Here is a 16,925-nt window from a genome sequence, read left to right on the forward strand (position 1 = left end):
ATAAAAAACCGCTCATAAGAGCGGTTTTTTGCTTTAAAGCATAAAGGATTATTTTTCAATAATCGCTGTTACGCCTTGACCACCCGCAGCACAAATTGATACGAGTACACGGCCTGAACCTTTTTGGTTCAATAGTTTTGCAGCAGTTGCAATAATACGACCACCAGTTGCAGCAAATGGGTGGCCTGCAGCAAGAGATGAACCTTTCACGTTCAATTTAGAACGATCAATTGAACCCAATGGTGCATCTAAGCCTAAACGTTCTTTACAGAACTTCGGATCTTCCCATGCTTTAAGCGTAGACAATACTTGAGAAGCAAATGCTTCATGAATTTCATAGTAATCGAAATCTTGTAGCGTAATACCTGCACGTTCAAGCATACGAGGCACTGCATACGCAGGCGCCATCAATAAGCCTTCTTTTTTCTCTACAAAGTCAACCGCCGCTGTTTCTTGGAAGGTTAAATAAGCAAGCACTTCGTGACCGTTTGCTTTTGCCCATTCTTCAGAGGCAAGAAGGACACATGACGCACCATCAGTTAGTGGAGTCGAGTTACCCGCAGTCATCGTACGCGCATCGCCTTTACCAAACGCTGGTTTTAACTTCGCAAGTTTTTCTACTGATGAGTCTGCACGTAAGTTGTTGTCACGCTCTAAACCAAGGAATGGCGTAATCAGGTCATCGAAGAAACCTTCTTCGTAAGCAGCTGCCATTTTTTGATGTGAAGATGCAGCAAGTTCATCTTGCGCTTCACGTGAAATACCCCATTCAAGTGTCGTAATGGCTTGATGATCACCCATAGAAAGACCTGTACGTGGCTCACCGTTTTTCGGTGCATCCATCAAATCTTTAACATTAATTTTAGTTAATGCTTTTAGGCGGTCTTTACCCGTTTTAGCAATGTTCAATTCAAGTAAAGCTTTACGTAAACCATCACCAAAAGCGATCGGTGCATCAGAGGTTGTGTCTACACCGCCAGCAACACCCACTTCGATTTGACCCAAAGCAATTTTATTAGCAACCAAGAAAGCAGCTTGTAAACCTGTACCACATGCTTGTTGAATATCGTAAGCAGGTGTTTCAGGAGCAAGTTCGGTATTGAGTACACACTCACGGGTCATGTTAAAGTCACGACTGTGTTTTAACACGGCGCCAGCAACAACTTCACCAAGGCGTTGACCTTGAAGGTTGAAACGTTCAACAAGACCATTTAATGCAGCGGTGAACATATCGCTGTTTGATGCAGTGAAGTAAGCGCCGTTAGAACGAGCGAAAGGAATACGATTACCACCGATAATAGCAACGCGGCGAACTGTGTTTTGACTCATGGTATTATCCTGTTGAACAGACGTTTGAGTTGTTGATTTTGAAGCTGTTTTAGGGTTTGAAGCGGGTGTCTTATTACGTGTAGATGCACGACGAGGACGGCTCGTTTTAGCGGCATCACTTGTAGACTTGGTTGCTGTGCCCGTACTTTTAGCGGTACGTGGTGTACTCTTTGATGTATTTGACACAGTTTCCGTGGTCGGAGTTTCGACTGCTGGATTTTCTTGAGTTGTTTTGCTCATAAGGCTTTTCCAAGCATGTGGATGATCTTCTTGTTGGGTACATTAGCATATTCACCAAATGGGTAAATTGACTAAAATGACATTCGCTAAAGCATTCAGGTCAAGCCATCTGCGGTTTAACTCAAGTATGATTCCATGGAAACTGATGGAACTATTGAAATATAAGTATCTGACATCATCTTGAAGTTAAAGGGATATCTTCAGATCCATCAAAAATTAATCTGTATGAGAGATAATAAACATGACTGATCAATACCAAACATTTGCAAAATCTCCTATTGGTAAATTTGTCATCAAAAATTTAGGTTTACCATCACCGACTTTTTTAGAGCGTTTTGAGTCTGCAACACCTGTAGTTAAAGGTGCAGTTTTATTCGGTGCAGCGCCTGCTTCAACATTGTCTGGTGCAATTGCACAAGTCTTGGCAAATATTCATGCCAATAGCTATGCAGGTAATAATGCTGAATTACAACAAGCTGCGGCAAAATCAGGTCTGAACTTAAGCGCATTTAACGAAGGCGATAAAGAGTCTAAGTTTAAAGTTGTGGTATTTGATGCTTCAGGTATTCAAAACTCAGAACAACTGCATGCCTTATATGCATTTTTTAACCCAATCGCGCGTCAAATTCAGGCGTCTGGTCGCGTTGTCGTTGTTGGTACAACACCAGAAACTGCGAAAACTGTGAAACAAGCCATTGCACAACGTGCATTAGAAGGTTTTGTAAAATCAGTCGGTAAAGAGTTTAAGAAAGGGATTGCTGCACAGTTAGTCTATGTGGACGAAGGTGCTGAAGCAAACTTAGAATCTGCATTACGTTTTGTAATTTCACCACGTTCAGCTTATGTATCGGGTCAGGTGATTCGTGTATCTAAAGCAGATGTTGTGGATGTTGATTGGAATAAGCCGCTTGCAGGCAAAACAGCTGTTGTAACAGGTGCAAGCCGTGGTATTGGTGAAGCAATCGCACATGTATTGTCACGTGATGGCGCGCATGTGATTTGTTTAGACGTTCCACAGCAGCAAGCAGATCTTGACCGTGTTGCAGGTGAAATTGGCGGTTCTACGCTCGCGATTGATATTACTGCAAACGATGCCGGTGAAAAAATCAAAGCGGCTGCAGCTGCTCAAGGTGGTTTGGATATCATCGTGCACAATGCAGGGATTACCCGTGACAAAACTTTGGCCAATATGAAACCTGAGCTTTGGGACTTGGTGATTAACATTAACTTGTCTGCGATTGAGCGTGTAAATGATTACCTTCTTGAAAATGATGGCTTCAATGCAAATGGTCGTATTGTGTGCGTATCTTCTATTTCAGGTATCGCAGGTAACTTAGGTCAAACCAATTATGCTGCTTCTAAAGCAGGTGTTGTTGGTGTGGTTAAATTTACTGCTCCATTATTGAAAAATGGCGTAACCATTAATGCTGTTGCTCCAGGCTTCATTGAAACGCAAATGACTGCTGCGATTCCATTTGCAATCCGTGAAGCAGGTCGTCGTATGAACTCGATGAGTCAAGGTGGTTTACCTGTAGACGTTGCTGAAACGATTGCGATGTTTGCTTCAACGGCATCGACAGGCTTGAACGGTAACGTGGTACGTGTGTGTGGTCAAAGCTTGTTAGGGGCTTAATTAATCCCTCCCGACCTCCCTTTGAAAAAGAGAGGAGAAGTCCCCCTTTATCAAAGGGGGATGAGGGGGATTTAAAATATCCTTCTTTAAAAGGAAGGGAACTTTATAAAGATAAAACTTCCAAAGGTTTAGTATGAATACTCGCCATTTTAGTCAACTTCCAAAACCTTATTTAGCCTATCCAAAAGTGATTCAAGGCTTGATTTTTAAAAAGCCTAAAGCTGAAAAAGTGCTGCCGCAAGTTGAATATGTGGTGGATTCATTTAAGGTTGATCAAAAGCATTTAAAAGCCTATAACGAAGTGTGTGGCTTTAAAAACAATGGTTATATCCCAGCGATTTATTTGGCTGTGCTTTCTCAAAGTTTGCAAATGCATATGATGACCACGGAAGCTTTTCCTTTTGCGATCTTAGGTTTGGTACATATTCGTAACCAAGTGAAGCAATATCGCAAAGTCGGTGTGAATGAAACACTGTCATTGTCATGCAAATTTGGTGAATTACAGCCACATGATAAAGGCGTGCAATTTGACTTTATTACCACTGCAAAAGTGGGCGATGAAGTGGTTGTAGAATCATTAACCACGTATTTAGCACGTCAAAAAACAGAGAACAAAGCTGCGGCAAAATCTACCGAAACAAAGCCAGCAGAGTTGCAAGTTCAAGCTGAATGGAATGTTTCTGAAAATACCGGTCGCCGTTATGCGTTGACTTCTGGTGACTTTAACTTAATTCATATTCATGCTGTAACAGCAAAAGCGTTTGGTTTTAAACAAGCCATTGCACATGGTATGTGGAGTAAAGCCAAAGCTTTGTCGAGCTTAACTTTGCCAGATGCCTATGAAGCAGATGTATGGTTTAAATTACCAATGTATTTGCCTTCTCAAGTTGAGTTCCTTACTGCACAAACGGGTAAAGATACAGAGTTTGCCATTCGAAATAGTAAGAACAAAAAACCGCATGTCGCGGGAAATGTGAAGGCACTTTAAGACTTAAGCCTAAATCGATATCGGTTTAGGCTTTTTTGTTTTAATCTCAAGCGATTCATATTCAAAGGAATGATGATGCAGGCGCTCAAAGAATATCTATTTGCACAGAAGAATAATTATCAAGGTACAGTCGACGAGGCGTTTCAAGATTTGGCGGCGCAATTTAGCCGGATGCAGGATGCTCGAAGCCACTTAGGCGGAGCAGCCTTAGTGGTATATTTTAAAGGTCAAAAAGTCGTAGATATTTGGACTGGTAAAAAGTCAGCCGAAGAAGCTTGGCAGGCCAATACACCCTCGGTCTGTTATTCCACGGGTAAAGGTGTACTTGCAACGCTTGCACATATTTTAGTGAGCGAAGGCTTTCTTGATTACGATACTCCCGTTGCAGCATATTGGTCGGAGTTTGCTCAAAATGGCAAGTCGGATATCACATTAAGGCACATGCTGAGTCACCAAAGTGGTTTATACGATATCCGTAATATCATTGAAACGGCATCTGAAATGGCAGATTGGCCACATATGCTTAATGTCATCGAACAAGCTAAGCCACGTTTTGAGCCGACGACTGATGCGGCATATCAACCTTTAACCTTCGGTTGGCAAGTGGGTGGTATACTTGAAAAGGCCACAGGTCGACCGCTTGCTGAATTGATGCAACACTATTTGGTTGAGCCTTTGGCATTGGATCATGCATTTTTTGGCGTACCAGAGCATCAACTTAGTGAGGTTGCTCGCTTGATTCCGAAAAAGAAACAAGTAGAACGTGCTGTAGATACATCTGCACAAGAAAATACCCAAGCGCAGACAACGAAAAAAAAGACTGATACACGAAAACCATCAATCTTTGATCAGCTCCTACAACTTTCGGGACAAAATTTGCAAGACTTTCAAGATGGTATGATTCCAAAAGGAATGCGCAAGTTTTCATTTTTTAGTGATGAGGGTTTACAAGCCATCATTCCTGCAGCAACAGGCGTATTTAGTGCCAATAGTTTAGCGAAAATCTATGCCATGCTAGCCAATCAAGGGCGGTGGCAGGGACAGACCTTAATCACGCCACAAGTTTTTGAATCTTTAAGTAAAATTCAATATAAAAAACGTGATCGTATTATGCCTTTACCGATGAATTGGCGTTTGGGATATCATCGAATTTTAACTTTAGGCAAATCTAGTCAAGGTTTTGGACATATAGGTTTTAATGGTTCTGGGGCGTGGTGTGATCCGCAGCGTGATTTAAGTTTTGCTTATACACATAACTTTGCGACGGGTTCAATCACCGGCGATTATCGCTTATGGGGCTTAACTCAAGAAACCTTACGCTGTGCAGATAAAGTATTAAAAGGTCGTAAAGGCTGGATTTAAGATACTTCGGAATAGAACAGAAATTGGGGAAATGTGAAAAATATGCTATTTTCCCTCGCAGTTTTAGACTGCTGTGATATCCCTATGAAAAAAGTTGTTTTGATTCCCTTAGTAGCAACGTCGGCAATGTTGGGTTGTCAGGATTCAACTCAAACGAAAGCAAAAGAGATAGAAGCGATTACTGCCGAAAAACAGCAAGCTGCATGGGTGGGTGATTTTAAAGGTACCACGCCGTGTATGGGCTGTCTTTCTCGTTGTGAAGATTGTCCCGGTATGGCTGTGGCTCTTGAGTTACATGAAGATCAAACCTATACACTTACTCGTGAAAGTCTAAGCGGTCATAACGACGTTGAAGTGCTAAAAGGTGTAATTCGTTTTAAAGATGAATCAAAGCAGCAGCTAGAACTTATGAATGTGCAAACGCGTAATCTTTTGTATGTAGATTTGGATCAGCAATTGCTTGAAATTCGTGAAGACCAGACGGCGAAACGCTATCAAATGCAGAGTGATTTTTTGCTAGGGAAAATCTAAAGTAAAAATCTTAAAGTTACATTGGTAAATTTAAAGTGTTGCAATTATGATCATTATAAGCTATTGATTGCTAAATTAATGATTTAGTAATGAGTGGTTTGTGGGCTTTAATAATCGTAATTTAGGATCACAATTTTCTGGGTTTTTAATTGCTTCAGTGATTGTTGGTAGTTTATATATTTTTTTCACTGATAAAAATGTTAACCGCTCTGCGGTATTGGCGAATTTAAATCTTTCTGTCGGGAATAATGATCAGCCGAATGCCTTAGAAAGAATAGAGCATGATTACGAAAGGCATGAGTCTGAATTGAAAAAAAATGCTCAGCCTTTTGTTGCTAAAGTAATGCTACGTTATTCTGATGATGGCTCAGTTCTAGGCCCGGTTCAGTTGAGGGCATCAAATAATAAAGATGCGGTGTTCATTGTTAGAAATAAATTGAACAATGGAATTATGGCCATTGTGCAAGTACCAAGAAGAAGCAGCGAAAAATTAATGTTGCCAATTGGGAATTATTCAATTGAATATGCACAGGGTGATAGTTTTTGGCAGGGACTTGGTGAGTTTTGGGGAGCCGGTACAAAGTTTAATAAAAGTGAATTGGACCATTATGTAACAGAGGAATTTACTCAAACTGGTTCTAAGATAAGAGGAATTGGAATACAGATAGATACAGACGAGGGAACTGTCTCAGAACGAATTTCAAAAAAACAATTTGTAAGCGAATAAACTTGTAAATACAAATAAATTTATTTCAAAAGTTCTTAAATTCGAAGATATTGATCGAATTAGTTCCACTGACTAAGAACTTCATTCACTCTTAGACAAAAAAACAGTATGCTTACACCTGTAAAAAGGAGCATACATGTATCAAGTACTTGCACGAAAATACCGTCCACGAAATTTCATTGAACTCGTGGGGCAAAACCATGTGTCACGCGCACTTACCAGTGCCTTAGAACGTGGTCGGTTACATCATGCGTATTTATTTACAGGTACTCGTGGCGTGGGTAAAACCACCATTGCCCGTATTTTGGCAAAATGTCTGAACTGTGAAACAGGTGTAACCTCAACGCCGTGTGAAGTCTGCCCAACGTGTAAAGCAGTAAATGAAGGTCGTTTTATTGATTTAATTGAAATCGATGCGGCATCACGGACCAAAGTTGAAGATACGCGAGAACTACTCGATAACGTTCCTTATGCACCAACGCAAGGTCGCTTCAAAGTTTATCTAATCGATGAAGTGCATATGCTCTCTACGCATTCATTTAATGCGTTATTAAAGACGTTGGAAGAGCCGCCAGAGCATGTGAAGTTCTTATTTGCAACCACAGATCCACAAAAATTACCGATTACTGTCATTTCACGTTGCTTGCAATTTACTTTGCGTCCTTTAGCCGTGGATGAAATCACCATGCATCTGACCGATATTTTACAAAAAGAACAAATTCAAGCGGAGCAAGATGCGATTTGGCAAATTGCTGAATCGGCTCAAGGTTCACTGCGTGATGCATTGTCACTGACTGACCAAGCCATTGCCTATGGTCAGGGTTCAATTCAGCACCAAGATGTTAAAGACATGTTGGGCCTAATTGACCGTACCATTATTTATGATTTGATTTTAGCCATTCATCAAAATCAGCGTGAACGCGTGAGTGCTTTACTCATGCAATTCCGTCAACAAGCGCTGGATGTTTCTCTGGTATTAGATCAGTTGATTTCAACGTTACATGAACTGGCATTATTACAATACTTGCCAGACTTAGCGTTGAAATATAGCGCTGAGATCAATCAAAAAATTATGCAATTGTCGCAGTTGATTTCAGCTCAAGATTTGCAGCTGTATTATCAAGTCGCATGCAAAGGTCGGGCAGACTTGCAGTTGGCAGTCACGCAAGAGCAAGGTTTTGAGATGTGTGTGCTGCGTCTATTAGCATTCCGACCATTACAGCCAAACGAAATGTTGGTCTCTGCCGTACAGCAAGAGTCAGCCGCACAGCCACAGCTTGCTCAAAATCAGGCCGAAACAGTTCAGCCGACTCAAACACAGTCTTTGCAGCAACCCAATACCGTTGTTGAGTCTGCTGCACAGGTTGCCACTGTTGAGCAGCCTGAAGCTGTACCCGCTGTAGACACATCGCCAGCTTTCGATGATTTTGATGATTCACATTATGATGACGATGATGGCTATGTTTCTGCACCTGCAGCCGACGAACCTTCATCTGATGATTTTTTAGATGATCCTGAAGAGGATGTGATTAGCCAAACTTCTACAGCATCTACAGCAAATGGCACTCTAGATACGCAAGAGGTTGCACCGGTTGAGTCTGTATCGACACAGCAAAATGACACGCTTGTTATGGATGCCGTGGCAGAAGATACATTATTTGATTTAGATCCGACGCCGAGTACTGAAACTGAAGAAGTTGATGTGAGCGCTATAAATTTTGAAGATATTGCACCTTTAGAACCAACAGCTTTAGAGCCAACAAGTACACAGCCTGAAACAGCTCAGCCACATTTGATAAATGCCGTTGAACCACAACATGTGGTGAATGAATCAGTTTCGGGTGCTCAAGGCGACAATGGTTTTGATCTAGCATCACCACAAGTTACGCAAAGTTCCGTTTCTTCGGATGCTGTTCAAACGGGTTCATCCTCTACCTTGATGCCACAAGATATTTTGACTTTACAGCCTCAAACCCTTGAAGGTGAGTGGACGGTCGAAAAGTGGGAGTATTGGTTCCGAAATAGTCAACTTTCACCTGCGGTACAAGAGTTGGCGCAGCATGGCATTATGCGAGGTACGATTGACGGTGAATCGACTTTCCATATTCCAAAGCGATACGAAGCTTTAGTGACTCAATTACAGCATGTATTGGAACAAGCCATTCATGCGCAATGGTCAAAATGTCGTTTACATATCAGCTTTGAAGATGTCGAAGAAACCACACCGTATGCTTTACAACATGTCCGCAAAGAAAAAGCGTTTGCACGTGCAAATGAGTTATTACATGCAGAGCCTGTTGTGAAAGATTTGCTCAAAAGCTTTGATGGTGAGTTGCAAAATATCCAGCTCAAATAAGTTCTAAGCTGGATTCTAAAAATTAAAGTAAAAACTGGGTTAAAGCATCTCGCATATCATCGGGTATCGAGGTGCTTTTTCGTGTTTGGCGGTCGACAAACACATGTACGAAATGTCCTTGGGCTGCAGCCTCATTTTGTCCTTGTTTAAAAATAGCCAAGTCATAGCGCAGTGAAGAATTACCAATTTTTTCAATCGCAACCCCAACTTCAATGATTTCTGGATAGGACAGTTCTTGTAAAAAACTGCAGGCTGAATCGACCACTAAACCGATGATCGGGGTATTTTGCAAATCAAAACCGGCATGTTGAATCAAGAGTGCATTTGCAGCGGTATCAAAATAGCTGTAATAGGTGACATTATTGACATGGCCATACATATCGTTGTCTGCCCAACGCGTTTGGATTGGAAATAAAAATCGATAGTTTTGGCGGCGTTTAGTTTCAGGTTTCATCGTTGGTATTTTCTTTATTTCAAAAATGAGTGAACTTTAGGCATATATTGATTGGTAAATCTGGCGAGCATCTTCAAACTGCAGTTCTCGCGGATTATTTTGTAATAGTCGTGTTTGTAATAATGCGTCTTCTGCTAAACGATCGAGCATATTTTCAGGCACATTCAGTTGGCTGAGTTTTAGCACCAAACCGCTCTGATCTAAATGATTTTGCATATGATCAATAAATAAATCACATAAACCATCGGTACAGCCCGTACTGTATGGGTCTAGCCAACTCATAAGTTCTGCATAATGCTGCTTGGCCTGAGGTGCATTAAACTTTAACACTTCAGCGAGAACCAGTGCATTGGTATGACCATGCGAGAGATGAAAGTGTCCACCGAGTGGATAGGCGAGTGCATGCACCGCTGCAACTGGTGCATTAGCAAAGGCCTGACCTGCAAGCATTGAACCGACTAGCATGTGCTGACGCGCTTCGAGGTTATGTCCATCTTGTAAAACCACTGCTAAGTTTTTATTTAATAAACGCAAAGCTTGTTTGGCGAGCATATCCGCATACGGATTTTTTTTAATTTTTGACGTATAGGCTTCAATGGCATGCACCATGGCATCGATACCTGTCGCTGCGGTAATATGTGCGGGAAGATTTAAAGTAAAGTTCGCATCGAGGATACAGACATCGGCATACAGTACAGGGGAGACGATACCAGTTTTGGTGGTTTCACCTGTAGTGACGATAGAGATTGGTGTGACTTCAGAGCCGGTCCCTGCCGTTGTCGGGATCAAAATGAGCGGTAAGCGTGGTCGTTTTGCATTAGCAACACCATATAAATCACTGATCTGTTGTGTTTGCTTAGGATGAGCCAAGATCGCGATAATTTTAGCCACATCCATTGAACTGCCACCGCCAAAACCAATAATCAAATCTACTTTTTCATTCTTGGCAAATTGAACTGCATCCAAAACTATATGTTCTGCAGGGTCAGCTTGAATACTGGAATAAATTACATAGTCTTGATGGATACTTTCTAAAATATCCAAAATGGGTAAATGTAATTGTTGTTGCAACATACCGGGGTCGGTCACAAACATGACACGTTTGGCTTGAAAGTCGCCTAGGACCTCTCTCAGTTGGGAAATAGAGCCTAAGCCTGAAATAATATTGCTGACGGTTTGAAACTGAAATTGACTCATTGGCTTATCCCTAATTTTTTATATCCAAATAAACATTATTCTTGAGTGTTGATATAGGATTCATCCTGTAAATAACTTAACATAAGACGCTTGAAATAAAAGTAGTCTTGAGGTTGTTATGTCATCCAGCACGCCATATAAGGTGTTGTGTGTTTGTTTAGGAAATATTTGCCGTTCACCTACGGCTGAAGTGGTTCTCAGACATTTTTGTGATGAAGCGCAACTCAATATTCACGTCGACTCTGCGGGTACGAGCAATTATCATCCGGGCAAAGCGCCTGATCTTCGTAGCCAACAGCATGCAAAATTACGAGGCTATAACTTATCTGCATTACGCGCACGTCAGTTAACGGTTCATGATTTTATTGAATTTGATTTGATTTTGGCCATGGACTACGAAAATTTAGACAATATTCAAAACCTCATGCAAAAGGCGCAGCAACAATTCGGTCAACTACGTGCACAAGTGTCTTTGATGAGTCAACATGATCACCAATATCCGCAACAAGAAGTACCAGATCCGTACTATGGTGGTGATGCAGGGTTTGAACATGTATTAGATCAATGCGAATCTAGCAGTCAGGCTTGGGTCAATTATTTAAAAACTCAGTTACAAGCACAGCAAAAAAATTAAGGTTTAAGAATGCAAATTCAAACACAGGTTCAGCTTAAGCCATTTAATACATTAAGCCTCGATGCTGTAGCATCTCATTATGTACGTGTTCAATCGGTAGAAGATATCCAAGCAGCGCTCGACTTTGCCAAAGCTGAGCAATTAAATGTATTGGTACTTTCAGGAGGCAGTAATATGCTGTTGCCTGAGCAAATACATGCTTTAGTGATGCACATGGATATTCAAGGGATTGAATATGTACAAGACGATGCCGATACACAGACTTTAAAAGTGGGTGCAGGGCAAGTGTGGCATGACTTTGTGCTATGGACGACGGCACACCAGTTTTATGGCTTACAAAATTTAGCATTGATACCCGGTTTAGTCGGTGCTTCACCTGTGCAAAATATTGGAGCTTATGGTGTTGAGGCGGGTGAATTTATTGAATCTGTGCAGGTCTATGACCGAGTAACAGAACAGCAAAGTAGTATTAGCGCTGCCGATTGTCATTTTTCATATCGCCATAGTATTTTTAAAGATGAGCCAGAGCGTTTTATTATTACGCATGTGACTTTTAAACTTTTAAAACATGCCGATTTAAAATTAAATTATGGTGATTTAAAGCAGGCGGTAGGCGAAGACTTAAGTGCAGAAAACCTACAACAACAAGTCATTCATATCCGTCAAACCAAACTTCCAGATCCGAAAGAATTTCCAAATGTCGGAAGTTTCTTTAAAAATCCTGTGATTAGCCAGCAAGCCTTTGACCAAATTGCGCTGCAATTTCCAAATTTACCCCATTATCCACAACCGAATAATGCGGTAAAACTGGCAGCTGGCTGGTTGATTGATCAAGCGGGTTGGAAAGGGAAATCTGTGGGTTCAGTGGGTATGTTCCATAAGCAAGCTTTGGTGTTGGTCAATTATCAGGACGCCACGCTGCAAGATGTACGTACAACTTACAAAGCTGTACAACATGATGTTTTTGAAAAATTTAATATTGAACTACATCCTGAGCCTGTATTATTTGATACAAATGGCTTGATTCGATCTCACGCAGATTAATAAAAACATAGGTTTTAGATTTATGCATAAAACACATTGGATGGTTCGCTTAGTACAAATTGCCGCAGTGCTATTTGTACTTTTGGGCTGTCTGATGATTTTTATCTATACGCCGTTTTATTCTAAATTGATCGTTAAAAGTTTAAATTATTTCGTTCCTGTAGAAGTCAATCAGCTCGCAGCGCAAAGTCAAAAACTCGGTGCTTTGAGTGATGATGATAATTATGAGCCGGGTTCTGACTTATGGATCGCGCGCCAAGCGTATTTAAAACTCATGGAGCAAGCCATACAGTCTGATGAGCCTCAAGACTTGACCCTTATACAAGCGCGTTATAAGGCTTTACAGCAGCTCATTGAAGAAGAACATGAAAAAGAAATAAGTGATAATCAAAAGGACATACCGAAAGTTCCTTTGCTGAATCCTTCTGCATCCGAGGCGGCATCCTCTGAAGCAATGGCGGAAAATCCTGCTCAAAAAATGAAAGAGCTGCTCGAACTCAATAGTGCGGAAAATAAAGGACTCATGACGCAATATACAGAGTTCTTAAAAACTCATGAAATTGAACAAGCTGCTTCAGAAGCGGAACCGATCGATGATGAAACCTATCTTGATCTAGCCAAAATGAAAGATAAAACCCTGAAGCAGCCAACCGCAGATCCGTATGCGATCGTGGTGTTAGGTGGTGGCTTAACTTTAGATAAAAATGATAAAGATATCGTGGTGAATGACTACACACGACTTCGACTGGAAAAAACACTCGATGTCGAACGCACACATAAGCTACCGATTGTACTGAGTGGTGTGGAAGCACCGTATATGCAAGCTTGGTTAAAGCAATATGATGTCGATGCGAAATTGCTTGAAAACCGGAGTATGAATACTTGCGAAAATTCACGCTTTAGTTCGTTACTTTTACAGAAAAAAGGCGGCGCACCGACGGTTATTTTAATCACCGACCAATATCATATGCCTCGAACACGGCGTTTATTTGCATTAAATGGTATCGAAACCGTTCCTGTTGTTGCACCTATGCCAACGACATTAACCACATGGCGACCAAGTGAAAAAAATTATGACCATAGTCGTCGTGCCAATTATGAATTATTAGCTACCTTACGTGACGTTTGGTTTGGCTCAAGTGACTGTCGGGAGGTCCCATAATGTCAGATATCCCATTTCTTAATCCTTCGATCCTTAAACAATTAGATCTTCCTGTTCCAAGTCGAGAATTAACCCCACAATTATTAGAACCGCTAAATTTAAATCGGCCGTTTGAGCCTAGTGTCGAAATACAATCTTATCGACGACTCTACGGCTTAGATGCCTTGAACTGCGAACATTGGCAAGGCTATGTAGAAATGCCTTTGTTCAAACTACATGTACAAGTGTTTCAACCGAAACTAAAGGCTGAAACAGATGTCATTAAAGGCACTGTATTTTTATTACATGGTTATTTAGAGCATAGTGGAATATATCAGCCGATTATTCGTGAGCTCTTAGATCAAGGTTTTAGTGTTTTGACCTATGATTTACCGGGGCATGGTCTAAGCAATGGCTCGCCAGCCAGTATTCAAAACTTTGACCATTACCAACAAGTTTTGGAAGCGGTATATCGTTATGTGAAACATGCAGCTCAATTACCGACACCGTGGTTAGGGATTGGGCAGAGTACGGGTGGTGCGATTTGGCTGCATCATCTGTTAGATTTTGCTGAACATCGCAAAAACCCTTATGTCGAACGGGTTTTATTATTATCTCCGCTGATTCGTCCTGCAAAAACGGCATGGTGGCATAACTCGGTTGGATTAGGCATTATTCGTCGTATTAAACGTGAAGTGCCACGTCATTTTAGACGGAATAATCACAACCCTGAGTTTTTACGTTTTGTACGTTTAAAGGATCCTCTACAACCTCGAATGATGGGGATGGATTGGATTTTGGCCATGTCAAAATGGATGCAGGAAATGGAAGAACGACCTGCGTGTCGTATTCCAGTGTGGTTAGCTCAAGGCGCACAGGATCAAACGGTGGATTGGCGTTATAACATTGAGTTTATACGTCGTAAATTCCGTTTACAGACGCTTCTCATGCTTGAAGAAGGTTCACATCAGCTGATTAATGAACGTGCCGATATTCGTGCTGCATTAACAGGTTTGATCCCGGCATTCTTGCATGCTCAATCGAATAGTAAGTCTTATTACTAACTGATGTTACGCACTAACATCAGGAGCGTAATTTGATTCAAATAAAAGTACGATACGCGGGAAGTTCATCCGCAAGTGTTTGAGACAGGACTACTTCTAATCAAAAATGTTTTTGCAATACTTTGAATAATTTGACGCTAGTGAACGAGTTTTGTCGGTGAGGTGCATTGCACCGCAAGATGGTTTCCTTGCGAAGCTTTGCTTCTCATTTTGCCGAATGAGAAACATCGTTTCGTAAGAGTACCTCCAGCCGAAGGGTAATCCCTTTATTTAAGCCCTAGATGTAAGACTCCGTCGAATAGGCTTAAAAATTATTTTAAAAATGCGTATTTACTTTTACGCGCGTAACATCAGTTACTAATTGACGATTGAGCACAGCTTACCTTAATCAGTGTGATGGATCTAGACGAAAAAAAGAGGCGTGGTCGCCTCTTTTTTATGCGGTAGGGATTAGAACTTTTCTAGATGTGCCATATTCCACATACGGAAATAGAAGTTTTCTTCATCTTTATTTTCACAACTGAGCAGCTCACCATCTTTTAACCAAAAATGTAGCTGTGCATAGTTTTTAATTTCACGGTTATTAATGCGCTGCGCTAGATGGTGTGCACGGATATCCGATGGATGTTGTAAACCTGCTGAGGCAATAAGTTCAGATAAACCATGCATGGTGTTTTTGTGGAAATTAAAAACACGTTCTGCCTTTGTAGGAACATGAATGGCTTTTTGACGGTCTTTGTCCTGTGTTGCAACCCCAACAGGACATTGGTTGGTATGACAGCTTTGAGCTTGAATACACCCGACTGCAAACATAAAGCCACGAGCTGAGTTCACCCAATCTGCACCAATTGCCATGGTACTGGCAATATCAAAAGCACTAATAATTTTACCACTGGCACCGACTTTAATTTTTGCACGTAAGCCTGCACCAATTAGGGTGTTATTGACAAAGAGTAGGCCTTCACGCAGTGGTGTCCCCATATTATCAATCAGTTCAATCGGCGCTGCGCCAGTCCCACCTTCAGAACCATCCACCACGATAAAATCAGGTGTAATACCTGTGTGTAACATGGCTTTTACGATACTCATAAATTGCCACGGTTGCCCGATACACAGTTTAAAGCCTACAGGTTTACCTTCGGAAAGCTCGCGCAATTGCTGAATAAATTGCATCATTTCAATAGGGGTGCTAAAGGCAGGATGGCTAGATGGAGAGATACAGTCATGTTCACGGCTGACACCACGGATTTGAGCAATCTCTTCGGAAATTTTGTCTTTAGGTAAAATACCACCATGGCCTGGTTTTGCACCTTGAGATAATTTGATCTCAATCATTTTGACTTGAGGGTGCTTGGCTTGTTCAGCAAAACGTACAGGATCGAATTGACCATCAATGGTACGACAGCCAAAGTAACCACTACCGAGTTCCCAAACAATGTCGCCACCATTTTCCAAGTGATACGGACTAATACTGCCTTCACCGGTGTCATGGTAGAAATTGCCCATTTTTGCACCTAAGTTTAAGGCACGAATGGCATTGGCACTTAAGCTACCAAAGCTCATCGCAGAAATGTTTAATATCGATGCACTATACGGTTGCTTACATTGTTCATTACCGATGTTAATACGGAATGTTTCAGGAATGGCAGGAATGCAAGGTGACAAGGAGTGATTAATAAAGCGGTAATCATTTTGGTAAACATCAACAATTGAACCAAATGGTTTATCTGCATTTTGGTTTTTTGCACGTTGATAGACCAAACTACGCTGCATACGAGAAAAGGGCAGAGCATCTTGATCAGATTCAATAAAATATTGGCGAATTTCAGGTCGAAATTCTTCAAATAGAAAACGAAAGTGCCCCATGATGGGGTAATTTTTTAAGATCGAATGTTTGTTTTGTATGACGTCATACAAACCCAATAAACTCAAAAGCCCAGTAATGACCCAGATACTATTCAATAAGGTTTGTGGAATGAAATATTGAATATAACGAGGGGAATAACCTAAATGAAAACTCGAAATGAGTAGGAAGATAAAAATACAAGCAAACCAAATGGAATGCCGAGAAAAAAAAGTATTTAGTAGCTTGTGGCGAATAGTTTGCGCTGGACTGGCCATATTTTGAAAAATCTTATTCAGCTCATTTGCTCATAATTTGCCGAGTTTATGCACAATGCTCAAGCTTTAATTTGTTGATTCAGTGTAGCATTTATAAAAAGCAG

General features: G+C 41.1%; 14 protein-coding genes. 10 read left to right on the forward strand and 4 right to left on the reverse strand.

The genetic code is table 11. From position 1 onward, the window contains the following. Positions 1 to 48 precede the first annotated feature (48 nt). Positions 49 to 1,569: an acetyl-CoA C-acetyltransferase gene (locus tag FTT94_RS01990; protein ID WP_078193989.1), complete on the reverse strand. Its 1,521-nt coding sequence runs from the start codon at positions 1,567 to 1,569 to the stop codon at positions 49 to 51. 241 nt (positions 1,570 to 1,810) lie between these two features. On the opposite strand from FTT94_RS01990, the gene FTT94_RS01995 reads away from it, so the two are divergent. The 6 genes from FTT94_RS01995 (at position 1,811) to dnaX (ending at position 9,166) form a co-directional block, all read left to right on the forward strand. Continuing rightward, entirely contained in the window at positions 1,811 to 3,202 is a 1,392-nt protein-coding gene (locus FTT94_RS01995; RefSeq protein WP_180055166.1) for a 3-oxoacyl-ACP reductase, read from the forward strand. 133 nt (positions 3,203 to 3,335) lie between these two features. Continuing rightward, positions 3,336 to 4,190 (forward strand): MaoC/PaaZ C-terminal domain-containing protein, encoded by an 855-nt coding sequence (locus FTT94_RS02000; RefSeq protein WP_180010377.1) that lies wholly within the window; start codon positions 3,336 to 3,338, stop codon positions 4,188 to 4,190. Positions 4,191 to 4,265: 75 nt separating this feature from the next. Then, positions 4,266 to 5,552, forward strand: a complete 1,287-nt coding sequence (locus tag FTT94_RS02005) for a serine hydrolase (RefSeq protein ID WP_180170142.1) — start codon at positions 4,266 to 4,268, stop codon at positions 5,550 to 5,552. 84 nt (positions 5,553 to 5,636) lie between these two features. Further along, positions 5,637 to 6,083 (forward strand): copper resistance protein NlpE N-terminal domain-containing protein, encoded by a 447-nt coding sequence (locus tag FTT94_RS02010; RefSeq protein ID WP_180105562.1) that lies wholly within the window; start codon positions 5,637 to 5,639, stop codon positions 6,081 to 6,083. Positions 6,084 to 6,183: 100 nt separating this feature from the next. Continuing rightward, positions 6,184 to 6,810: a hypothetical protein gene (locus FTT94_RS02015; RefSeq protein WP_180164223.1), complete on the forward strand. Its 627-nt coding sequence runs from the start codon at positions 6,184 to 6,186 to the stop codon at positions 6,808 to 6,810. A 136-nt stretch (positions 6,811 to 6,946) separates the two neighbouring features. Beyond that, positions 6,947 to 9,166 carry a DNA polymerase III subunit gamma/tau gene (gene dnaX / locus FTT94_RS02020; RefSeq protein WP_180105560.1) on the forward strand — a complete coding sequence of 740 codons (2,220 nt, stop codon included), beginning with the start codon at positions 6,947 to 6,949 and terminating at the stop codon, positions 9,164 to 9,166. 22 nt (positions 9,167 to 9,188) lie between these two features. Here dnaX and FTT94_RS02025 read toward each other — a convergent pair whose 3' ends face one another. Together FTT94_RS02025 and FTT94_RS02030 are read right to left on the reverse strand one after the other, a co-directional pair. Then, positions 9,189 to 9,620, reverse strand: a complete 432-nt coding sequence (locus tag FTT94_RS02025; protein ID WP_180055178.1) for a thioesterase family protein — start codon at positions 9,618 to 9,620, stop codon at positions 9,189 to 9,191. A gap of 36 nt (positions 9,621 to 9,656) precedes the next feature. Next, positions 9,657 to 10,817, reverse strand: coding sequence for an iron-containing alcohol dehydrogenase (locus tag FTT94_RS02030; protein WP_180055180.1), 1,161 nt, complete (start codon positions 10,815 to 10,817; stop codon positions 9,657 to 9,659). Between the two features lie 118 nt (positions 10,818 to 10,935). Between FTT94_RS02030 and FTT94_RS02035 the strand changes: the two genes are divergently transcribed. Genes FTT94_RS02035 through FTT94_RS02050 form a run of 4 tightly spaced genes read left to right on the forward strand, consistent with a single transcriptional unit; the run spans position 10,936 to position 14,700 of the window. Next, on the forward strand, positions 10,936 to 11,451 hold the full coding sequence (locus FTT94_RS02035) for a low molecular weight protein-tyrosine-phosphatase (RefSeq protein ID WP_111884272.1): 516 nt from the start codon (positions 10,936 to 10,938) through the stop codon (positions 11,449 to 11,451). A 9-nt stretch (positions 11,452 to 11,460) separates the two neighbouring features. Then, the gene (gene murB / locus FTT94_RS02040; RefSeq protein WP_180055182.1) at positions 11,461 to 12,495 is read left to right on the forward strand and encodes a UDP-N-acetylmuramate dehydrogenase; all 1,035 of its coding nucleotides are present in this window, start codon (positions 11,461 to 11,463) and stop codon (positions 12,493 to 12,495) included. Positions 12,496 to 12,517: 22 nt separating this feature from the next. Then, positions 12,518 to 13,657: a YdcF family protein gene (locus tag FTT94_RS02045; protein ID WP_168377748.1), complete on the forward strand. Its 1,140-nt coding sequence runs from the start codon at positions 12,518 to 12,520 to the stop codon at positions 13,655 to 13,657. Beyond that, a complete protein-coding gene (locus FTT94_RS02050) occupies positions 13,657 to 14,700 on the forward strand; it encodes an alpha/beta hydrolase (protein WP_168377747.1) in 1,044 nt (347 codons plus the stop codon). The genes FTT94_RS02045 and FTT94_RS02050 overlap by 1 nt, the downstream gene beginning before the upstream one ends. Before the next feature lie 450 nt (positions 14,701 to 15,150). On the opposite strand, the gene FTT94_RS02055 is transcribed toward FTT94_RS02050, so the two are convergent. Then, on the reverse strand, positions 15,151 to 16,821 hold the full coding sequence (locus FTT94_RS02055) for an FMN-binding glutamate synthase family protein (RefSeq protein WP_180040358.1): 1,671 nt from the start codon (positions 16,819 to 16,821) through the stop codon (positions 15,151 to 15,153). Positions 16,822 to 16,925: the final 104 nt, after the last annotated feature.

It is taken from the genome of Acinetobacter sp. YH12027, from assembly GCF_013420085.1.
Classification (GTDB): domain Bacteria; phylum Pseudomonadota; class Gammaproteobacteria; order Pseudomonadales; family Moraxellaceae; genus Acinetobacter; species Acinetobacter amyesii.

Bases quoted from the DNA above. Each gene is read 5' to 3' on its own strand.
- FTT94_RS02030 (WP_180055180.1), bottom strand. From the start codon at position 10,817: ATGAGTCAATTTCAGTTTCAAACCGTCAGCAATATTATTTCAGGCTTA.
- FTT94_RS02050 (WP_168377747.1), top strand. From the start codon at position 13,657: ATGTCAGATATCCCATTTCTTAATCCTTCGATCCTTAAACAATTAGAT.
- FTT94_RS01990 (WP_078193989.1), bottom strand. From the start codon at position 1,569: ATGAGCAAAACAACTCAAGAAAATCCAGCAGTCGAAACTCCGACCACG.
- FTT94_RS02045 (WP_168377748.1), top strand. From the start codon at position 12,518: ATGCATAAAACACATTGGATGGTTCGCTTAGTACAAATTGCCGCAGTG.
- FTT94_RS01995 (WP_180055166.1), top strand. From the start codon at position 1,811: ATGACTGATCAATACCAAACATTTGCAAAATCTCCTATTGGTAAATTT.
- FTT94_RS02035 (WP_111884272.1), top strand. From the start codon at position 10,936: ATGTCATCCAGCACGCCATATAAGGTGTTGTGTGTTTGTTTAGGAAAT.
- FTT94_RS02025 (WP_180055178.1), bottom strand. From the start codon at position 9,620: ATGAAACCTGAAACTAAACGCCGCCAAAACTATCGATTTTTATTTCCA.
- FTT94_RS02000 (WP_180010377.1), top strand. From the start codon at position 3,336: ATGAATACTCGCCATTTTAGTCAACTTCCAAAACCTTATTTAGCCTAT.
- murB (WP_180055182.1), top strand. From the start codon at position 11,461: ATGCAAATTCAAACACAGGTTCAGCTTAAGCCATTTAATACATTAAGC.
- FTT94_RS02055 (WP_180040358.1), bottom strand. From the start codon at position 16,821: ATGGCCAGTCCAGCGCAAACTATTCGCCACAAGCTACTAAATACTTTT.
- FTT94_RS02005 (WP_180170142.1), top strand. From the start codon at position 4,266: ATGCAGGCGCTCAAAGAATATCTATTTGCACAGAAGAATAATTATCAA.
- FTT94_RS02010 (WP_180105562.1), top strand. From the start codon at position 5,637: ATGAAAAAAGTTGTTTTGATTCCCTTAGTAGCAACGTCGGCAATGTTG.
- dnaX (WP_180105560.1), top strand. From the start codon at position 6,947: ATGTATCAAGTACTTGCACGAAAATACCGTCCACGAAATTTCATTGAA.